The organism is Methanophagales archaeon, from assembly GCA_021159465.1.
In the GTDB taxonomy this organism is placed as follows: domain Archaea; phylum Halobacteriota; class Syntropharchaeia; order Alkanophagales; family Methanospirareceae; genus G60ANME1.
This window is the reverse complement of the sequence record JAGGRR010000034.1, coordinates 1-18,377: the sequence shown is the minus strand read 5'-3', so window position 1 is coordinate 18,377 and position 18,377 is coordinate 1. Positions and strand designations below refer to the sequence as shown.

Sequence of the window (18,377 nt, the reverse complement as noted above, 5' to 3'; positions counted from 1 at the left end):
ATGAACCAAATTGGTGGCAACGAAGTGATCACAGAAGGAGAAGGTGTAGAGATACTTGAGAATAGAGACCTTGAGTCAATACTGGAAAGGTCAAGGACGATCATCAAAGTGATAGGTTGTGGTGGTAGTGGTACCAATACGATACAGAGGATGACGGAAGAAGGCGTTTTTGGCGCTGAGCTATTTGCTTTGAACACAGATGCGCAGCATTTGCTATATTCAAAGGTGGAGAAGAAGTTATTGATAGGACGAAAGACTACACATGGGTTGGGCGCCGGCAGTATTCCGCGATTGGGGGAAGAGGCGGCGAAGGAGAACGAAGCGGATATTAGAGCAATCGTTGAAGATGCCGACCTGGTATTCGTAACCTGCGGATTGGGTGGTGGCACAGGTACGGGCTCCGCACCCGTGGTGGCGCAGGCAGCAAAAGATGCCGGTGCTCTCACTATCGGTGTTGTCACACTACCGTTCAGTGCGGAAGGTAACATAAGGAGGGAGAACACAGATATTGGACTGGAGAAGCTACGAGAAAGCACCGATACCTTAATCGTGATACCGAATGACAAGTTACTGGAAGTGGTTCCAAGGTTACCACTTAACGATGCTTTCCGTGTCGCAGATGAAGTATTGATGCGCGCAGTGAAGGGGATTACAGAGTTGATAACCAAGCCCGGGCTTGTAAACCTTGACTTCGCTGATGTGAGAACAGTGATGAAAGACGGCGGTATGGCGATGATTGGGTTTGGCGAGTCAGATGGTCAGAATAAGGCGATAGAATCGGTGAGAAAAGCTTTAAGCTCACCCCTACTCGAGGTCGAGGTCTCGGGTGCCAAATCGGCATTGATAAATGTGACTGGTGGTGACGACATGACGGTCGAGGAGGCAGAAGGAGCGCTTCAGGAGGTGTATAAGATGATGAATCCGGAGACACGGATAATCTGGGGTGTTCAGCTCAGTCCTGAGCTGAAGAATACAATGCGGACCTTGCTTGTGGTCACAGGTGTGAAATCAGAGCAGATATATGCGCGTAAGGAGCGAAAGAGGGAGAAATATGGTATCGAGATAGTGGTGTAGCGTAACATGGAAATCAAGATAGAAGAGATATCAAAGAAGATAAATGAGTATCTGAGGATATTGAAGCTGGCGAGGAGACCGAAGAGGGATGAATTCTTTAAGGTCTCTAAGATAGCAGGTGCAGCCATACTACTGATTGGCACCATTGGATTCTCCATCTATATATTAATGGTCATCATACCAAAGGGGCTTTGATAGATGATTTACGCATTGAAGACAACGGTAAACCAGGAACAGGCAGTTGCGAATCTTATAGTGGTGATGATAAAGGACATGGATAAGAGAGAGCATGGTATAAAGTCCATTCTCGTACCTGACGAGTTGAAAGGATATGTACTGATAGAAGCAGCCCACCCTGATGTGATTGAGCAGATAATACAGAATATCCCTCATGCCAAGGGACTGATCAGAGGTGATATGAAACTGGAAGAGGTCGAGCATTTCCTCACACCAAAACCCTCTGTAACCGGGATAATGGAGGGCAGCATAATAGAGATAGTAGCGGGTCCTTTTAAAGGCGAGAAGGCGCGGGTGAAGAAGGTGGACGAAGCACATGAGGAACTCACAATCGAACTCTTCGAGGCAATGGTCCCGATTCCAGTCACTGTTAGGGGCGACAGCGTGAGGGTGCTGAGTAAAGAGGAGAAAGAGGACTAATACGGAATGAAAGATGTCTGCATCCTGATACCAACATTGAACGAGGAGGAGACGATAGGAGAAGTGATAAGCGCATTCAGGCGTCAGAGCTTTGACAATATCCTCATTATTGATGGTAACAGCACAGATTCAACACGGGAGATAGCAAAGCGGGCTGGTGCAAGGGTGGTGATACAGCAGGGTAAGGGCAAAGGTGCGGCGGTCAGGCAGGCTTTTGAACTTATAGACAGCGATATAATCGTGATGATTGACGGTGATGGTACATACTTACCCACGGAAGTGCAACGATTGATTGAACCAATAGAGAGGGGTGAAGCAGAACACGTTATCGGGAACCGATTTGCTTATGGTGGTGCATTTGCAATACTCCATCGCATGGGAAATTGGATCTTGAACAGGATATTCAGTATCGGTTACGGGCTTGAATTGCAGGATATCCTATCGGGCTATCGCGCGTTTACAAAGGAAGCGGTAGAGAAGATGACACTGAGGAAGGAGGGTTTTGAGATAGAAGCGGAGATGACAGTAGAGTCGGTGAAGAGGGGCATAAAATTGAAAGAAGTCCCTATTAGCTACCGTAAGCGGAGAGGTAAGTCAAAACTCAACTTCTTTCGCGATGGTATGCGGATAACTTATACGCTGTATGTACTTGCGAGAACGCATAACCCCGCGTTCTACTTCGGTATCATTGGCTCTGTATTCATCTTCATCGGTGTCATATCCGGTATCTACGTCGTATATGAGTGGTTTAAAGGGATAACACGCGTACTTCTAACTGTATTTACCTCCCTGATGATTATCTCAGGGGTACAATTTCTTATATTTGGACTCCTTGGTGATTTGTTGGTAACCTTGCAGAGGGAGACGCTGGAAGCACTGAAAGAGCGAGAAGGTAAGAGGGGATAGTGGTAGGATAATAGAATGAAAGAAGAAGTAGATATAGATATGGACAAGGGCTTGATACATGCAATAGCACAGGATTATGAGACAGGAGAGGTGCTAATGCTCGCACACATGAATGAAGAGGCGTTGAGACTCACCATTGAGACAGGGAAAGCGCATTACTGGAGCAGAAGCAGGAATAAGCTCTGGCGTAAGGGTGAAATCTCAGGTAATGAACAGTTGATAAAGGAGATACTCATTGACTGCGATGGCGATTCGGTGCTCCTGAAGGTGAAGCAGATAGGTGGTGCGTGTCATACCGGGTACCGCTCTTGCTTTTACCGCAGGATAAACGGAGAGATAGTAGGAGAGAAGGTATTCGACCCTGAGAAGAAATATGGTAAGAGAGATAGTGATAGTGATAGCAATAGTGTAGAGGTTGAAAAGGACTCCTGATGTATATAATTTATATATACCTTTGAGTAATCTATAACACAGGTGAGACAAAAATGCCAGAAGACAACGTTATATATATCGGAAACAAGCCCGTGATGAGCTATGTCCTGGCAGTAGTAACGCAGTTCAACAATGGATTCGACGAAGTGGTGATAAAAGCGCGGGGGAGAGCGATCTCGAGAGCCGTGGATACCGCAGAAGTAGTTAAGAACAAGTTCATGCCAGGCATAGAGATAAAGGACATAAAGATAGGAACAGAGTCGATAGTGGGCGAAGGAGGAGACAAAGCGAACGTTTCCTCGATGGAAATAACAATGAAGGCGAAGGCGTGAAGCCTGAAGGAAGGGAGAAGAAGCAGCTGGTTTTCTCTTCCTATTTTTATTTATTTTTCCTCATTCATTCCTTTCTTATCTTATTATACAAGATTTAAATTTATAGGATGTTTCCCACAGGGCATATTATCTCAATACGCGACTTCTCAAAGCGGGAGATAGATTTTGTATTGAGCAAGGCAAAGGAGCTGGAATCATACGCAATGGGCACACAAAGCGATTTATTAGCAGGGAAGATACTCGCGAACCTGTTCTACGAACCGAGCACGAGAACCAGACTATCGTTCGAAGCGGCAATGAAGCGGTTAGGGGGCGAGGTGATAAATATGTACTCACCAGAGGCGAGTTCGGCTGCTAAAGGTGAGAACCTCGCTGATACAATAAGAACCGTCTCCAGCTACTGCGACGTTATAGCGCTGAGGCATCCGCAGGAGGGTGCATCGCGAATGGCTGCTTCCTTCTCTTCTGTACCTGTAATAAACGCAGGTGACGGCGCCGGGCAGCATCCAACGCAGACTCTACTCGATTTATACACGATCATGCGTGAAGGACTGCTCGATAATCTCAGAATTGCTATTATAGGCGATCTGAAGTATGGCAGAACGGTGCATTCACTCACTTATGCACTATCTTTATACCGGGCAAAGCTCTATCTGGTATCTCCGCCTGCATTGAGGATACCTGATGAGATAAAATCTGACCTGGAGGAGTCAGGAGCTGAGATATTTGAATGCGAGGATATAGCAGAAGTGATAAGAGAGGTAAATGTCCTGTATGTAACGAGGATACAGAAAGAGAGATTTCCCGATCCTGCGGAGTACAGTAAAGTTGCAGGCACCTATCGTATAACAACCAAGCTTATAGCAGAGAATGAGAATGTGATGATTATGCATCCATTGCCCCGGGTGGATGAGATAGATGTAGAGGTGGACCGTACAAAAAACGCAAGATATTTCCTTCAGGCTTTCTATGGTGTACCTGTGAGGATGGCCATTCTATCTATATTGCTGGGGCGATGAGTAAGGGGGGTTGAAGATGCATGAGATAGAAGAGATAATGGAAGCGGTGGAGCAGCATCAGGAACTTTACAAGAACGCTCTACCACTGATAGCGAGCGAGAATGTAACGAGTGAGAAGGTGAGGATTCTCCTTGCCTCTGATCTGTCACACCGGTATGCAGAGGGAGAGGTTGGAGCTAGGTTTTACCAGGGCTGCAAGTACATCGATGCGATAGAGGGGAGCGCTATAAGGTGGGCAAGAGAGCTCTTCAGGGCAGAGCATGTAAACGTGAAACCTGTTTCGGGTGTCAATGCGAATATAGCCACGTTGTTTGCTCTTACTTCACCTGGAGATAGAATGATGGCGCTATCGGTCCCTGATGGTGGACATATAAGTCATTCTGCGTATTCTGTACCGGGACTGAGAGGTTTAAAGCTGGAGCGAATACCGTTCGATCCGAAGGAGATGAATATAGATATAGACCAGATGGAGAGAGCCATAAGAGAGACAAAGCCGAAGCTGATATTGCTTGGGGCAAGTCTATTCCTCTTTCCACACCCGATTCAGGAGATGCTTGTAGCTGCAGATGAGGTTGATGCCACTCTGGTCTATGATGCATCGCATGTATTGGGACTCATAGCAGGTAATAAATTCCAGGACCCATTGGGTGAGGGCGCTGATGTTGTCACAAGCAGCACGCACAAGACTTTCCCGGGACCCCAGGGTGCCCTGATATTATGTAAAGAGGCGCTGAGCGATAGGATAGACAAAGCGGTCTTTCCTGGAACTGTGAGCAATCATCATCTGCATCACATTGCTGGTCTGGCAGTGACACTGCAGGAGATGATACATTTCGGTGAAGCCTATGCAGCCCAGATACAATCAAATGCGAAAGCACTGGCTCAGGCATTATACGAAGCGGGTTTCAATGTCCTGTGTGAACATAAGGGATTCACCGAGTCACATCAGATTGCTATTGATGTTCGCGATCTGGGTGGCGGAGACAGGGTAGCGAAGCGGCTGGAAGAGGCATATATAATTACCAATAAGAACATGCTACCGTTTGATAATGAGCCTGATAAACCCTCAGGGATTAGACTCGGAGTACAGGAGCTCACAAGAACAGGGATGAAGGAATCGGAGATGATAGAGATAGCATCGCTTATAAGGAGGCTGTTAATAGAGGAGGAACCAGTGATAAAAGTGAAGAACGATGTCAAGGCATTGAAAAACAATTTCCTGAACGTCCATTATTCCTTTGATGGTGGACCTGCATATCGCAATCCCGCATTGAGATAAAATAAAAAGTAAAGTAGAAGTATTTATAAAGGATTAGGAATTATAGTTATAAACAAGAAGAAAGCAATAAGAGAGAAAAGAGGGGCAGATAAGATACGGTGAAAGATAAGAATGCTTGAGGAGCTGGAGGCGAGACGGGCGGAAGTAATAAAGAAGGCGGAGGAATGTAAGAAGAGGAGAACAGAGCTGAATTCTGAGGCGAGCAAATGGGCAGATTTGCGTGATGAATTGAATAGTCGAATAAAAGATGCAGTAGCAAAAGCAAAGGCGTATAAGAAGCAGCGAGAAGAATATGAGAAGTTGATAGAAGCGAAGAAGGAGAAACGGGGTGAGTTGAACAGAAAAGCATCCAAATATTACTCTATGGTAGAGAAGTTACGTAAGAATAAGAAGAATGATTTAAAGAGTATTCGTGCTTTTGAGCGGCTCAGGAAGCGGATAGATGAGTTAGAGATGAGACAGCAGGTGGAAGTGTTGAGCAAGGACAAAGAGAAGAAGCTGGTAGCACGGATAACGGAACTGAGGCGGGAATTCGCGAAGATGCAGAAGGAGTTCGAGAAGGACCAGAAGTTGAAAGAGCTGCTGAAGGAGGCACAGCGGTACAAAGAGGAGGCAGATAAGTATCATGAGGAGGTTTTGAATTACGTAAAGTTATCTCATGATTGCCATGATAAGATGGTGAAATGGTTTAAAGAAGCGGACAGGATAAGAGAGAAGGCAGATGAAGCACATCGGCTTTATCTTGAGGCGCAAGAGGCTGCAGATGAAGCACATCGGCTTTTTGTACGCTATCTACGTGATATCAGGGATTTCAATCACGTGATCTCCGGGTTGAGACGTAAGATGAGGGAAGATTGGAGCTTCAAGGAACGAATAGAGGCGAGGAAGAGGGCAAAGAGTATCTATGAACGATTCAGAGAGGGTGAGAAGTTGAGTACTGAAGACCTGCTGATGCTTCAGAAGTCCGAGATGCTATTAAAGTAGTAAGTAATGTTATCCTATGACGTGAGGTTATTCTTCCATAATTCAAAACATGTATGACCTATGACCTTTCATCCAAGGATTTTCATTTGATTTGAAGGGATAAGATCAAATGGAAAGAAGTCATACTTTACCATAATATCACACCTCCTATTTCAAAGATGATGAAAGTGGGTGTTTGCGGTTTTCCGAGGTCTCATAGTGTTATTTTCGCGAATTTTAAGCTTGTAGAAGTACAGGCAACATTTTACAAGCCTGTACTCAAATCCACAGCAGAGCGGTGGCGCAGAGCTGCACCGGAAGATTTCGAATTCACGTTGAAGGCATGGCAACTGATTACCCACGAACCACGCAGCCCCACCTATCGTAAGGCGAAGCTGAAGATAGATGCGAGTAAAGTCTCCAGATATGGACTATTCAGACCTACAAAAGAGGTCTTTGAGGCATGGTCAGCAACAGAAGAGATAAGAAGAGCTCTGGACTCCAGGATCGTGGTATTCCAATCACCCGCAAGCTTTGTGGAGAGTGCCGAGCACATAAAGAACATGCACGACTTCTTCCACTCGATAGAGATAGACCGCGGTGATACAATAATGGTATGGGAACCGCGGGGCGAATGGAAGAGGAGCACAATAAGTACGATCTGTGAAGAACTGAACCTCGTGCATTGCGTAGACCCGTTCGCAGATCAGCCTGTGAGTGGTACCGATTTCGGCTATCTCAGGCTTCACGGCTCACCACCGGGAAGAAGGATGTATCATTACTCCTACACAGAGGCTGACTTGCAATTCCTGTACGAGCGATGCAGGTACTTCTCTCAGGTCTATATCCTCTTCAATAACTACACGATGTTCGATGATGCACTGAAATTCAAAGCAATGACAATGATAAAACGCCGGGAATAGAATAGATAACTTCGTTTGATCATCATTTAAGGGCAACTCCTACTGCCCGCTTTATCAATCGCTCTATCTCACTGACCTTCTGCTCCATCGGACCTCGCTTGTCTGGTATCTCTACGATGATCGGTGTAACTCCCCGCTTATTCTCATTTATCGCCTGTATCTTATTTCGAACGCGTGTTTCTGCTGCAATCCGCTCATTTATGATTATAAGGACAACTCCATCCTCACTCACCAATTTATTAAGTAGATTAAGTGTCTCATTCTCCTTCTCTTCCTCATTCTGCGACACTTCATACACAGCTTGCACACCCGCAAGTCGGAATCCAATGACTGTTTCCCGATCACCAATCACTGCGATCATTCTTTGCGATCATGAAATAGAACTTTAACTATATCTTCCCTCAGTTCGGGGTAGAAACGCTTCATCCGCTCTTCGAACGTGTTGTTCACTTCTATCTTGCCGTCACTTCTCCTCACTATCACACCCCCTGCCGTCTTTATCCTCTCCTCTGATAACCTCACTTCTCCACCTGCCTCACCTGATACCTCCTTAAGCATGTCCTCTGTCACAAATTGAGCATCCTCAGCACTGAGTACCACTTCCAGTTCACTGCTACTACGTTCACTACCTGCTGTAATACTCAATGCAGCATCCTTAATCAACCCGGCCAAGATGCTGGGATACGACTTACCCCTGAAGCCCTCCTTCTTCACATGCTGTACTCGCTTCAATGCCTCTTCTAAAGCCCGTTTTATTGCTTTCTCCTCTATATCCCATTTGAACTTCTTAGCATCCAGCCTCTTTGCTCTGATGATTCTATCCTTATTCTCAGCCGCTTTTCGACGCTCTGTTTCAATAAATCGCTTCTTTCGCTCCTCTATATCCGCCTTCGCGTTCTTAATCCGGTTCTCCACCTGCGCTCTCGCTTCTCTCAATATCCGCTCCTGCTCCTCTCGCGCTTCCGCCTTTATCCGCTCCACTATCTCTGACGCACCCACATGCATCACCTACCTTTCCACCTGCTTATTTAACCCCAGAATTCTTACCAGCACAGCATCCACCGCATTCTCCAACCTCGATTCGGCGATTGCACGCAACTTCTCTGCCCCCTCCTTCGCTTCTCTCAGTATCGCTTCCCCCTCTTCCTCACCCTCCTTTGTATATTTATCTGCTATCTCCTTCGCTTTCCTCTCCATATCCTTGCTCGCCTCTGCTTCCAGTTTCTTCAGCTCATCCTCTGCTTCCCTGATCATACCTGCGGCTTCTTCCTTCGCCCCTTCTATCTGCTTCCTTGCTTCTTCCTCCGCTTTTTTTATCTCTTTTAGCGCTTCTACCGCCATTACTCTTAGATTCATGAGTCTCTTATTCCATTATAAAGCTTTCTCATTTCTTTCCCCGATCATGATTATGATTTATAATAGTAATCACAAGATTTTAGTAGGTGTGGAGAGTGGAGCTGGAAGATTTACCCGGTGTTGGTCCTGCGATAGCTGAGAAGCTACGTGAGGCTGGTTTAAATTCTCTGGAAGCAATTGCAGTGACGTCACCTGCGGAGTTAGTAGCCACTGTGGAGATAGGGGAGGCAACAGCAGCGAAGATAATAAATGCAGCACGTGAAGCTGCGGATATCGGTGGGTTTGAGACCGGGGACAAGATATTAGAGAGGCGAGAGAGCATTGGCAAGTTGACCACAGGCTCTAAAGCTCTGGATGCATTACTGGGTGGTGGGCTTGAGACGCGCGCTATGACCGAGTTCTATGGCGAATTTGGAAGCGGGAAGACACAGATAGCACATCAACTCGTTGTAAATGTCCAGTTAGCGCCAGAGGAAGGGGGTTTAAGCGGTTCCGCCATCATGATTGATACCGAGAATACCTTCAGACCGGAAAGGATAAAGGATATGGCAGAAGGTGTTGGGCTTGATTTCACAGAGGTATTAAAGAATATACATGTTGCTCGTGCTTATAACTCAAATCATCAGATACTACTCGTGGATAAGGCGCAAGAGCTCGCAGATGAATTGAAAGAGACTGAAAAGCCAGTTCGATTATTGATAATCGATTCCGCGACCGCGCATTTCAGGAGTGAATATGTGGGCAGAGGAACGCTCTCTGAGCGTCAGCAGAAGATAAATAAGCATCTCCATGACGCTCTCAGGTTTGGAGACCTGAACAATGCGGTGGTGATGATAACGAACCAGGTGCAGGTGAGACCCGACGCCTTCTTCGGCGATCCTACGAGACCTATCGGTGGACATATCGTTGGGCATACCGCCACTTTCAGGATATATCTCCGTAAATCCAAAGGGGAGAAGCGAATAGCGCGTCTGGTTGACTCGCCCAATCTGCCAGAGGCGGAAGCGGTCTTCTCAGTTACTAAATCAGGAATACGGGATTGAATAAGCGATGAGTGATTAATTGAAAAGAAAAAGGAGTAAGATAACGCAGAGAGTACAGAGTATCAACGAACGCAACTTTCTTTTTTACTCATGGTGCACGATACTTACTCCCCTAATTCCATCTCCTCTTTGCAACTCTCGCATACCATCAAACCATCTTTCATTACCAGGTCGTTGGAGAAGCAACCACATTTCTCGCATATCCCCTGTCCGATTCCTTCTCCTTCGCTCTCCTGCCCTATTATATCACGCTCTACATGCATCTCAATCAAATCCGCTAGGATCGAATTCATCTGCGAAGAAACCGCGAGTATATCAACATCAGCCACAATTCCCACCAACTTCCCATCCTCTATTATCGGCAACTTCCTTATCTTCTCCGCTGCCATCTTCTTCGCGATATCCGAAAGACTGTCATTTGGCGAACCGGTTATCAAAGGTGAGGTCATCACATCCCTCAGTTTCACAGTGCTTGGCGTTGTGTCCTTACTCACAAGTTCATTAATTATATCCCCCTGCGTTACTATACCCACCGGATGACCACCGTTATTTAACACAACTATGCTATCTACATCATACTTCCTCATCAGTTTCGCCGCTTCCCTGACGTTCATACCTTCATCTCCTGTCACCACCTCGCGCACCATTATATCCCGCAGCGGTATATCTGTCTCCATCTATCCTCACTTAATAAATAATTGGATTAATAAGATAAATACTACCAGGTGCAGAATGAAATACGTGCTTTTAATAGGAGATGGAATGGCTGATTATCCTATCCCCGAGTATGACGGCAGGACGGCTCTACAAATTGCGTCTACTCCTAACCTCGATTTCATTGCTACCGAAGGAATCTGCGGCATGGTAAGAACAATTCCACCTGGTATGGAGGCGGGTAGCGATATTGCCACTCTCTCGATTCTGGGCTATGACCCCGCGCGGTATTACACAGGGCGGGGACCACTGGAAGCGATGGGGATGGGTATACCGCTCGATGAAGGAGACATAGCCTACCGATGCAACCTTGTAACTGAGTCTGAAGGTAGAATCGTGGATTACAGTGGCGGACATATATCGAATGACGAAGCGAAGGAGTTGATAAAATCGCTCAATGCGGAATTTGAAAAAGAAGGAATAATCTTCTATCCTGGCGTTAGTTATAGGAACGTTATGGTCATGAAAGGGAGAGATGAGGGTGAGGGTGGCGCACCTCCACACGATATTATTGGTGCACAGGTTGATGCGGAATTACCCGAGAGCGATTTGTTGAGGCGTATTATCCTCACTTCGAGGCAGATACTTGACAATCATGATGTAAATAGGAGGAGAACAGCTCAGAATAAGAACAAGGCGAATATGGTCTGGCTCTGGAGCGGTGGAAAGAAACCGATAATGCCTGAGTTCAGAGTGATGTACGGCGTGACTGGTGCGGTGATTTCTGGTGTTTATTTGGTTAAGGGTGTGGCGCGATGTGCTGCTCTGGATGTGATAGATGTGCCCGGTGCCACGGGCTATATAGATACAAATTATGAGGGCAAGGCGGAATATGCATTACACAGCCTGAATGAGACCAATTTTGTACTCGTTCATGTGGAAGCGCCAGATGAAGCGGCGCACAGCGGCGACATCGTGCAGAAGGTGAAGGCGATAGAGGATTTCGATGCCCGTGTGGTGGGAAGAATATTGTCTGGTTTAGAATCAGAATATGCAGATGTGGGCTATAAGATATTAGCCCTGCCCGACCATTACACGCCGGTGTCCCTGAAGGTGCATACAAAAGAGCCTGTACCCTTTGCTCTCTACGATTCCCACGCTTCTACCCGCCACCAGGATACTGGTACTGGTACTGATATCAGCAGTATTGGATTTGACGAGCTATCAGCGAGCAAAAGCTCTCTGCGGCTCGATGCACAACGGCAGGATTTGATGCGCTATCTCTTCCACTGACTTCTATTTCTATTTTATTACTTATACTTAGCCTTACACTTTTATTCTTATTTCCCTTTTCATCCCTCTTATCAACTGCTTCAACGCACTCAGTTCCTCCTTAAAATTCTCCGGCTCCATCATTATCGCTGGCATCTTCGGGTTCTTAAACTTCAGCGCTTCCGTCTGACATACTCGATCACAAACACCACAGCAAGTACAGCCATTGTAATCAATGACCGATTTCTTATTCACCATCTCGATTGCCTCCTCTGGACATACCTCCGCACATTTACCACAACCTACGCATTTCATCGGGTCAACAACAGGAATCCACATCTTCTATTATTTCTAATTAAGGAATAGTAATATGATAGTAGATTTTGTTTTCTTTTTCTCAGGAACTCTTTAGCAAATTTAACAAATACTGGTTTTGGTTCTGCTGGTTCGGTCAAATGCATAATAGCTCTATCCTCTCCCGAGCGCTCCTCCTTGGGTTCGTATGCCCTGCTCCTGAACCTGAACCTGAACCAGTCAGGAGCTTGTTTTTGTATCTCTTTTATCTCGTATTCGCTTTCCACAACCACCACGGGTCTTTTAATATCAAAGAACAAATCACGATATGCCAAGCAAAGACTCTTTTGCAACAAAAAGTTCAAAATGTATAACCTGATAATAGATATAATAGATGTCATGTCGGGATAGCCAAGTGGTCTAAGGCGGTGGGTTGCTAACCCACTTCCCCTTACGGGGAGCGAGGGTTCGAATCCCTCTCCCGGCGCTTATGTTCCTGTTCCGCCCAATCATAGCCATATATGAGAAGATACTGAAGCGAGTGGTCCTGAATTCCCCGATTGCTGTGAATCATATCCTTCTTGTTCTGGATGAGAGTGATCTTCTACCAGAAGGAGAAGGGCAAATATCTATATCAGATAATACAACCACGAAAGGCCTGGAACGACTGAAACATTTCATCAAATGGTGCGATGCGTTAAAGATAGATGTTATAAGCATCTATATAAGTATAATTCGTGAAGGAATGGGCAAGAGGTTGCTGGATGCGGTACACGAACACCTAAGAGAAGCTGTAATTTCGGTGTTGAGCGATGAAGAGGCTTCTATTGCCGTATATACCGATTCTTACGCGTCTGCCAGGTTCATTAACGATAACGGAAGAGCAGGGGTAAAGAAGATAAATGTCTCTATTGGTATGGGTGGGCGAAGCGAATTGACGAAGGCGATAAGGGAGATAGCAAAGCATGTGGAGAGCGGAGAGATAGAGCCAGACGAGATAGATGAAAAGATGATAGAAGCCAACCTGATATTCAAATCGGAACCCGACCTTGTTATCAGGTCTGGTGCTACGCGTTTAACCGATTTTCTGATATGGCAATCGGTCTACAGTGAGTTCTATTTCACCGATGTGAACTGGCAGAATTTCCGAAAAGTAGACTTATTCAGGGCTGTTCGCGATTTCCAGTGGCGAGAACGTCGTTTCGGACGATGAACTGAGAGTGAGAGATGATAAGGGGATTCAAATGGACAGGTCTGGATACGGTAATGGAAATAGAGAGAGGCATTCCAGAAATCGCCTTATAGTAGGTTCACTTTCTCATACTACGCTACGCATCAGCGTACTGGAATAACTTCCTCGTATATCTGGTTGAGAATAAGATTGTAGCTTACATCATCTTCTGTTCCGACGGTCATATAACCTCTACCGCGGTAAAAAGGCATACAGACGGAGAGGTATAGGCACCATGCTTGTTAGCGAGGTATTAAGGAGAACGGGGGATATGCAATGGTGGAATTGTGAGCGCATCAGGGATTCTCTCTGCATACGATAATCCCGAAGTATTACAGTGATGAAGATGCCCTTGTGATGACCCGAATGCCGATGCCAGATTGAATCCTTTTATTTTTGTAATGTCCTCTCTAAACTATACCATGAGTATGATAGAGAGAACGTTCTTGATGATAAAACCAGAAGGTGTGGAGCGAGGACTGATAGGGGAGATAATAGGACGATTTGAGCGTAAGGGTTTCAAAATACTGGCGCTGAATCTCACGAGACTGAGTAGAGAGCAAGCAGAGAGGCAATATGAGGAGCACAGAGGCAAAGACTTCTTCAACGACCTCGTTTCTTACATCTCCTCGGCTCCTGTTGTCACATTTGTCATCGAGGGAGAGAACGCAATAGCAATTGCGAGGGAGATGGCAGGCGCGACCGATCCCGGACAAGCCAGACCCGGTACTATAAGGGCGGACTATGGAATTGACGTACAGAGAAACGTGATACATGCTTCAGATTCTGAAGAGTCAGCAAGGCGAGAGATAGCACTCCATTTCGGTGACCTTATAAAGGAATGATGAATAGGCATCCGGTATAGTATAGTATCCAATGAAGCAGATAGCATTTTATGGAAAGGGAGGGGTTGGTAAGTCAACAGTGAGCTCCAACATCGCCGCCGCACTGGTCGAACGTGGCTTATCTGTATTTATGATCGGCTGTGACCCAAAACATGACTGTACAATGAATTTACGTGGTGACGTTGAGATACCGACAATTCTCGACCTCCTGAGGGAGAAAGGAATAGAGCAAGTGGGTCTGGAAACGTTGATAACAGGTAAGAGAATCGAACTCGATGAGATCATCCATAGGGGCTATGGTGGAATCTATTGCGCTGAGTGTGGAGGTCCAAAACCTGGCTTCGGATGTGCGGGCAGGGGAGTTATTGTCGCTATAGACCTGCTCAAGAGGTTAAATGCCTTCAGTATACTGAAAACAGATGTAGTAATTTATGATGTGCCCGGAGATGTGGTATGTGGTGGTTTCGCAATGCCACTGCGTAAGGGTCTGGCTGATGCGGTGTATATAGTAACATCATCGGATTATCTTGCTATATATGCCGCTAACAATATATGCAGGGGCATAAGTGAGTTCGCAAATAAAGGTGGCTCACCCCTGGGTGGTATCATCTACAATGTCAGGGGTATACTCGATGACGAGTCGGTTGTGCGGGATTTTGCAAGAGAAGTAGGCTCTCGTGTCGTTGGCTGCGTGCCAAACGCGCATGAAATTGCGGAAGCGGAGATAGAGGGCAAAACGGTGATTGAGAAATCGCCGAAGAGCGATATTGCCGACCTGTTTCGTGAGTTGGCGGTTCGGGTGTACACAAACCATTTAACCTCAGTGCCCAGACCTCTGCCTCCTGATGAGATGAGGCACTTTGGACAGTTAATAAGGAAGAGAACAAGAGAGAGATATATAGATGAATGAAATAATTAACGTGGAAATTTTTTATTTATCGCATCCAATTAATAGATAATAGAGGGAGGTAACGATAAGATATGTCAGAGTATGAATTAAAAGATGCTGAGGATCTCATTGCTGGCATAGAAGTGAAGAATACAGAGGAGATAGAAGTACCAAGATTACTGATAGACCAGGTACTGGGGCAGGAGCATGCAGTGGAAGTGATAAAGAAGGCAGCGAAGCAGAGGAGGCATGTGATGCTGATAGGCACTCCTGGCACTGGCAAGTCTATGCTGGCGAGCAGTATGGCTGAGTTACTACCCAAGGAGGAGCTACAGGATATCCTCGTATATCCAAATCCCGAAGATAAGAACATGCCAAAGATAAGGGTTGTACCCCGCGGTAAGGGTAAAGAGATAGTGGATGCGCAGAAGCAGGAGGTGCAGAAGCGTATTCAACTGCGAAATACTTTCCTCATGTTCACCTTCTTCCTCATCATGGGGCTTGGTCTCTTTTATGCATTAAGACCAGGTGGTAACATAAGCACCTTCTTCTGGGCTGTTATTGCTGCTGCTGTTGTTCTGCTCGTATTCAGATGGATGATGCCAAAGGAGGAGGCGATGATTCCAAAGCTGCTTGTATCCAATTATGGGCGTGAGACAGCCCCATTCGTTGATGCTACCGGTGCCCACGCAGGAGCTTTACTCGGCGATGTCCGGCATGACCCCTATCAGTCAGGAGGACTGGAGACACCCGCGCACGACAGGGTGGAAGCTGGTGCTATTCACAAAGCACACAAGGGGGTGCTCTTTATTGATGAGATTAACACGCTCAGAATAGAATCGCAGCAGAATCTACTCACAGCAATGCAGGAGAAGGAATATCCGATTACGGGTCAGTCAGAGCGTAGTTCTGGTGCAATGGTGAAGACCGAGCCAGTACCCTGTGATTTCATTATGGTCGCAGCAGGGAACCTGGATGCCATTGCGGGGATGCATCCCGCTCTTCGTTCCCGAATCAAGGGTAATGGATATGAGATATACATGAAAGACACAATGGAGGACACGATAGAGAACAGGAGAAAACTTGTCAGATTCATCGCCCAGGAGGTGAAGAAAGACCGGAAGATACCACATTTCGAACTGAGTGGAATAGCAGAGATAATAAGGGAGGCAAGGCGGAGAGCGGGTAGAAAAGGGCATCTTACCCTTATCCTCCGGGATCTCGGAGGGCTGGTACGTGTTGCAGGTGATATCGCGCGTGCGGAAGGCGCAAAATACGTTACTGGTGAGCATGTATTGAAAGCAAAGACGATGGCAAGGTCGGTAGAGCAGCAGGTAGCAGATGAATACCTGGAGCAACGGAAGGATTACAAATTGTTCAAGACCGAGGGCTATGAGATAGGCAGGGTAAATGGTCTTGCTGTGATAGGTGATACCGGGGTAGTGCTGCCGATTATCGCGGAAGTTACACCCGCTCAGTCGAGGGAAGAGGGCAAAGTAATTGCAACCGGTAGGTTACAGGAGATAGCACAGGAAGCGGTTCAGAATGTATCTGCAGTCTTCAAGAAATTCACAGGTAAAGATATATCCAGGAAAGATATCCATATCCAGTTTGTAGGTACCTATGAAGGCGTGGAAGGTGATTCTGCGAGCATATCCATCGCTACCGCCGTTATATCCTCTCTTGAGAATATCCCGGTTAATCAAAGTGTAGCCATGACTGGCTCGCTCTCCGTACGAGGCGATGTATTACCCGTAGGAGGGATAACGCAGAAGATAGAAGCAGCTGCACAGGCAGGTATCCGTGAAGTCCTGATTCCCCAGGCGAATCTCAATGATGTGCTTATTGAGGAGCGCTATAAAGATAAGGTAAAGGTGGTACCGGTATTGACAATAGAGGATGTACTGGAGCATGCACTGGTGGGTAAATTGAAAAAGAAGTTCATAGAGAAGATTAAAAGCTTCACCACTGGTGTGGAGATGAAGATCCCCGAGGGGGTTGTTGAGAAACGAATAATCAGGCATTGATTAATGATTAATGTGATGAGCGAAGCGGAGTAGAGTATTCGTATTCTTTCATCTATTCACAATGCCCGAACCTCGTTAATCCCTATTCGTTCGAGGAAGATGGATAGCAGATTCTGTCTGTAGTTCGTATATGCAACCCCATCAGGGAGTGCAATAGCTATTTTTCGGTCTGATAACTTCGGATATGCATCGTTGAATACCTGTCTGGCTTTATCGATCCATGCCGGCAGCTCTGATATTATAAATACCACCGGGTCATTGCGCCACTCTCTGACATCATACCTGGATAGGGTATCGGTAATGACCAGATACAGGCTATTGCGGTCTATAAGCATATCACCGGTGATGAATAGGAAATCTTCGTTCATCTTAAAGCCACTGAAGTACCCACTTAGCTTTTCTATATCCCCTTCAGGCATCTCAGCCAGAGTAGCAGCGATATCCTTCCATTCCTTGGATTCCCTCTTCGATATCCCTATGAGTGCCATGATCACATCCTCCACACGCTTGACGATGGGCATCTGAAAGAGCTCTTTCTCTCTGATCTCTAACAGCATTTCCCTGGCGCGCATCAGTTCGTCCTCATTCTGATTGTACATCCACAAGAATTCATGCCCTCTTTTCTGTCCATAGATACAGAGGTTATCAGCGATGAACTTCTGCTCCAGTGTATGGAATACCGAAGAAGAGAACCACTCTGATATCTCCTTCTCTATCAGCCAGTACTGTGTATAGCCCGGGATTCCATGTATACTCACCTTCAGTAGCAACTCGATCATCTTTATCGCTGCTTTATCCCCTGCTTTTATCATAGCATCGAGATAGCCCGATAGCGGCTGAGGCATCGGTACAAAACCGGATGCCACTTCATCGAAGACGGTTTCATAGCCTGGGCGGCAGATATACTCATCAAAAGGTCCACGACCCAGTACCTTCTTCCTCCTCAACGCTCTCAATAGCATCCTGCAGTCACCACCACGCAAAGCACTGAAGTTCCTGGCAAGTGCCTCTTCTGAGGAATATTCCTTCAACTGATATGTAAGTCGCAGCAGCGTCTTTATGTCCTCACTACCCTCTGCCAGTTTCAATACCTGATTTCTGTATTCTTCCGGAGTCATCCTTACTCTCATCTCCTTCTTACCCTCCTAACAGCCGCTCAACAAAGCTATTGGCATCAAACT

General features: G+C 46.3%; 23 protein-coding genes and 1 tRNA gene. 17 read left to right on the top strand and 7 right to left on the bottom strand.

Features of this window, described 5'->3' with window-relative positions; genetic code table 11:
- From ftsZ to J7J01_01900, 10 genes are all read left to right on the top strand, one after another.
- On the top strand, positions 1-1,074 hold the full coding sequence (ftsZ, locus tag J7J01_01945; protein MCD6209655.1) for a cell division protein FtsZ: 1,074 nt from the start codon (positions 1-3) through the stop codon (positions 1,072-1,074).
- Between the two features lie 6 nt (positions 1,075-1,080).
- A complete protein-coding gene (locus J7J01_01940) occupies positions 1,081-1,269 on the top strand; it encodes a protein translocase SEC61 complex subunit gamma (protein ID MCD6209654.1) in 189 nt (62 codons plus the stop codon).
- A 3-nt stretch (positions 1,270-1,272) separates the two neighbouring features.
- Positions 1,273-1,731 carry a transcription elongation factor Spt5 gene (locus J7J01_01935; protein MCD6209653.1) on the top strand — a complete coding sequence of 153 codons (459 nt, stop codon included), beginning with the start codon at positions 1,273-1,275 and terminating at the stop codon, positions 1,729-1,731.
- Positions 1,732-1,737: 6 nt separating this feature from the next.
- Positions 1,738-2,637, top strand: a complete 900-nt coding sequence (gene aglJ, locus J7J01_01930) for an S-layer glycoprotein N-glycosyltransferase AglJ (protein ID MCD6209652.1) — start codon at positions 1,738-1,740, stop codon at positions 2,635-2,637.
- Between the two features lie 15 nt (positions 2,638-2,652).
- Complete coding sequence (gene hisI / locus J7J01_01925) at positions 2,653-3,069, top strand: phosphoribosyl-AMP cyclohydrolase (GenBank protein MCD6209651.1); 417 nt, start codon at positions 2,653-2,655, stop codon at positions 3,067-3,069.
- 53 nt (positions 3,070-3,122) lie between these two features.
- Complete coding sequence (gene albA, locus J7J01_01920; GenBank protein ID MCD6209650.1) at positions 3,123-3,401, top strand: DNA-binding protein Alba; 279 nt, start codon at positions 3,123-3,125, stop codon at positions 3,399-3,401.
- Positions 3,402-3,508: 107 nt separating this feature from the next.
- Complete coding sequence (pyrB, locus tag J7J01_01915; protein ID MCD6209649.1) at positions 3,509-4,420, top strand: aspartate carbamoyltransferase; 912 nt, start codon at positions 3,509-3,511, stop codon at positions 4,418-4,420.
- Positions 4,421-4,436: 16 nt separating this feature from the next.
- A complete protein-coding gene (locus J7J01_01910; GenBank protein ID MCD6209648.1) occupies positions 4,437-5,699 on the top strand; it encodes a serine hydroxymethyltransferase in 1,263 nt (420 codons plus the stop codon).
- Positions 5,700-5,810: 111 nt separating this feature from the next.
- A complete protein-coding gene (locus tag J7J01_01905; GenBank protein ID MCD6209647.1) occupies positions 5,811-6,683 on the top strand; it encodes a hypothetical protein in 873 nt (290 codons plus the stop codon).
- Positions 6,684-6,850: 167 nt separating this feature from the next.
- Positions 6,851-7,585, top strand: a complete 735-nt coding sequence (locus J7J01_01900; protein ID MCD6209646.1) for a DUF72 domain-containing protein — start codon at positions 6,851-6,853, stop codon at positions 7,583-7,585.
- A 22-nt stretch (positions 7,586-7,607) separates the two neighbouring features.
- Here J7J01_01900 and J7J01_01895 read toward each other — a convergent pair whose 3' ends face one another.
- The 3 genes from J7J01_01895 to J7J01_01885 are packed head-to-tail and all read right to left on the bottom strand — an operon-like array spanning position 7,608 to position 8,941.
- Positions 7,608-7,946, bottom strand: a complete 339-nt coding sequence (locus tag J7J01_01895) for a hypothetical protein (protein ID MCD6209645.1) — start codon at positions 7,944-7,946, stop codon at positions 7,608-7,610.
- A complete protein-coding gene (locus tag J7J01_01890; protein MCD6209644.1) occupies positions 7,943-8,590 on the bottom strand; it encodes a hypothetical protein in 648 nt (215 codons plus the stop codon). The genes J7J01_01895 and J7J01_01890 overlap by 4 nt, the downstream gene beginning before the upstream one ends.
- A 3-nt stretch (positions 8,591-8,593) precedes the next feature.
- Positions 8,594-8,941, bottom strand: a complete 348-nt coding sequence (locus tag J7J01_01885; GenBank protein MCD6209643.1) for a hypothetical protein — start codon at positions 8,939-8,941, stop codon at positions 8,594-8,596.
- Between the two features lie 86 nt (positions 8,942-9,027).
- Between J7J01_01885 and radA the strand changes: the two genes are divergently transcribed.
- Positions 9,028-9,984: a DNA repair and recombination protein RadA gene (gene radA, locus J7J01_01880; protein ID MCD6209642.1), complete on the top strand. Its 957-nt coding sequence runs from the start codon at positions 9,028-9,030 to the stop codon at positions 9,982-9,984.
- 104 nt (positions 9,985-10,088) lie between these two features.
- On the opposite strand, the gene J7J01_01875 is transcribed toward radA, so the two are convergent.
- Positions 10,089-10,661 (bottom strand): CBS domain-containing protein, encoded by a 573-nt coding sequence (locus tag J7J01_01875; protein ID MCD6209641.1) that lies wholly within the window; start codon positions 10,659-10,661, stop codon positions 10,089-10,091.
- 55 nt (positions 10,662-10,716) lie between these two features.
- Between J7J01_01875 and J7J01_01870 the strand changes: the two genes are divergently transcribed.
- The gene (locus tag J7J01_01870; GenBank protein MCD6209640.1) at positions 10,717-11,931 is read left to right on the top strand and encodes a cofactor-independent phosphoglycerate mutase; all 1,215 of its coding nucleotides are present in this window, start codon (positions 10,717-10,719) and stop codon (positions 11,929-11,931) included.
- Between the two features lie 33 nt (positions 11,932-11,964).
- Here J7J01_01870 and J7J01_01865 read toward each other — a convergent pair whose 3' ends face one another.
- Positions 11,965-12,225: a 4Fe-4S binding protein gene (locus J7J01_01865; protein ID MCD6209639.1), complete on the bottom strand. Its 261-nt coding sequence runs from the start codon at positions 12,223-12,225 to the stop codon at positions 11,965-11,967.
- Positions 12,222-12,539 (bottom strand): hypothetical protein, encoded by a 318-nt coding sequence (locus J7J01_01860; GenBank protein MCD6209638.1) that lies wholly within the window; start codon positions 12,537-12,539, stop codon positions 12,222-12,224. The genes J7J01_01865 and J7J01_01860 overlap by 4 nt, the downstream gene beginning before the upstream one ends.
- A gap of 66 nt (positions 12,540-12,605) precedes the next feature.
- On the opposite strand from J7J01_01860, the gene J7J01_01855 reads away from it, so the two are divergent.
- The 5 genes from J7J01_01855 to lonB all read left to right on the top strand — a co-directional run bounded on the left by J7J01_01855 (position 12,606) and on the right by lonB (position 17,196).
- Positions 12,606-12,691, top strand: a tRNA-Ser gene (locus J7J01_01855).
- Positions 12,692-12,694: 3 nt separating this feature from the next.
- Positions 12,695-13,417, top strand: coding sequence for an undecaprenyl diphosphate synthase family protein (locus tag J7J01_01850; GenBank protein MCD6209637.1), 723 nt, complete (start codon positions 12,695-12,697; stop codon positions 13,415-13,417).
- Positions 13,418-13,884: 467 nt separating this feature from the next.
- Positions 13,885-14,280 carry a nucleoside-diphosphate kinase gene (gene ndk / locus J7J01_01845; protein MCD6209636.1) on the top strand — a complete coding sequence of 132 codons (396 nt, stop codon included), beginning with the start codon at positions 13,885-13,887 and terminating at the stop codon, positions 14,278-14,280.
- A 31-nt stretch (positions 14,281-14,311) separates the two neighbouring features.
- Complete coding sequence (locus J7J01_01840) at positions 14,312-15,190, top strand: P-loop NTPase (protein MCD6209635.1); 879 nt, start codon at positions 14,312-14,314, stop codon at positions 15,188-15,190.
- Positions 15,191-15,261: 71 nt separating this feature from the next.
- Positions 15,262-17,196 (top strand): ATP-dependent protease LonB, encoded by a 1,935-nt coding sequence (lonB, locus tag J7J01_01835; GenBank protein ID MCD6209634.1) that lies wholly within the window; start codon positions 15,262-15,264, stop codon positions 17,194-17,196.
- A gap of 56 nt (positions 17,197-17,252) precedes the next feature.
- Here lonB and J7J01_01830 read toward each other — a convergent pair whose 3' ends face one another.
- Positions 17,253-18,326, bottom strand: coding sequence for a hypothetical protein (locus J7J01_01830; protein ID MCD6209633.1), 1,074 nt, complete (start codon positions 18,324-18,326; stop codon positions 17,253-17,255).
- Positions 18,327-18,377: the final 51 nt, after the last annotated feature.

Coding starts and splice junctions, on each gene's coding strand:
- J7J01_01905 (MCD6209647.1), top strand. CDS start 5,811: ATGCTTGAGGAGCTGGAGGCGAGACGGGCGGAAGTAATAAAGAAGGCG.
- J7J01_01895 (MCD6209645.1), bottom strand. CDS start 7,946: ATGATCGCAGTGATTGGTGATCGGGAAACAGTCATTGGATTCCGACTT.
- J7J01_01940 (MCD6209654.1), top strand. CDS start 1,081: ATGGAAATCAAGATAGAAGAGATATCAAAGAAGATAAATGAGTATCTG.
- hisI (MCD6209651.1), top strand. CDS start 2,653: ATGAAAGAAGAAGTAGATATAGATATGGACAAGGGCTTGATACATGCA.
- J7J01_01890 (MCD6209644.1), bottom strand. CDS start 8,590: ATGCATGTGGGTGCGTCAGAGATAGTGGAGCGGATAAAGGCGGAAGCG.
- J7J01_01875 (MCD6209641.1), bottom strand. CDS start 10,661: ATGGAGACAGATATACCGCTGCGGGATATAATGGTGCGCGAGGTGGTG.
- J7J01_01865 (MCD6209639.1), bottom strand. CDS start 12,225: ATGAAATGCGTAGGTTGTGGTAAATGTGCGGAGGTATGTCCAGAGGAG.
- J7J01_01910 (MCD6209648.1), top strand. CDS start 4,437: ATGCATGAGATAGAAGAGATAATGGAAGCGGTGGAGCAGCATCAGGAA.
- J7J01_01885 (MCD6209643.1), bottom strand. CDS start 8,941: ATGAATCTAAGAGTAATGGCGGTAGAAGCGCTAAAAGAGATAAAAAAA.
- lonB (MCD6209634.1), top strand. CDS start 15,262: ATGTCAGAGTATGAATTAAAAGATGCTGAGGATCTCATTGCTGGCATA.
- J7J01_01840 (MCD6209635.1), top strand. CDS start 14,312: ATGAAGCAGATAGCATTTTATGGAAAGGGAGGGGTTGGTAAGTCAACA.
- J7J01_01935 (MCD6209653.1), top strand. CDS start 1,273: ATGATTTACGCATTGAAGACAACGGTAAACCAGGAACAGGCAGTTGCG.
- albA (MCD6209650.1), top strand. CDS start 3,123: ATGCCAGAAGACAACGTTATATATATCGGAAACAAGCCCGTGATGAGC.
- aglJ (MCD6209652.1), top strand. CDS start 1,738: ATGAAAGATGTCTGCATCCTGATACCAACATTGAACGAGGAGGAGACG.
- pyrB (MCD6209649.1), top strand. CDS start 3,509: ATGTTTCCCACAGGGCATATTATCTCAATACGCGACTTCTCAAAGCGG.
- J7J01_01850 (MCD6209637.1), top strand. CDS start 12,695: ATGTTCCTGTTCCGCCCAATCATAGCCATATATGAGAAGATACTGAAG.
- J7J01_01870 (MCD6209640.1), top strand. CDS start 10,717: ATGAAATACGTGCTTTTAATAGGAGATGGAATGGCTGATTATCCTATC.
- J7J01_01830 (MCD6209633.1), bottom strand. CDS start 18,326: ATGAGAGTAAGGATGACTCCGGAAGAATACAGAAATCAGGTATTGAAA.
- ftsZ (MCD6209655.1), top strand. CDS start 1: ATGAACCAAATTGGTGGCAACGAAGTGATCACAGAAGGAGAAGGTGTA.
- ndk (MCD6209636.1), top strand. CDS start 13,885: ATGATAAAACCAGAAGGTGTGGAGCGAGGACTGATAGGGGAGATAATA.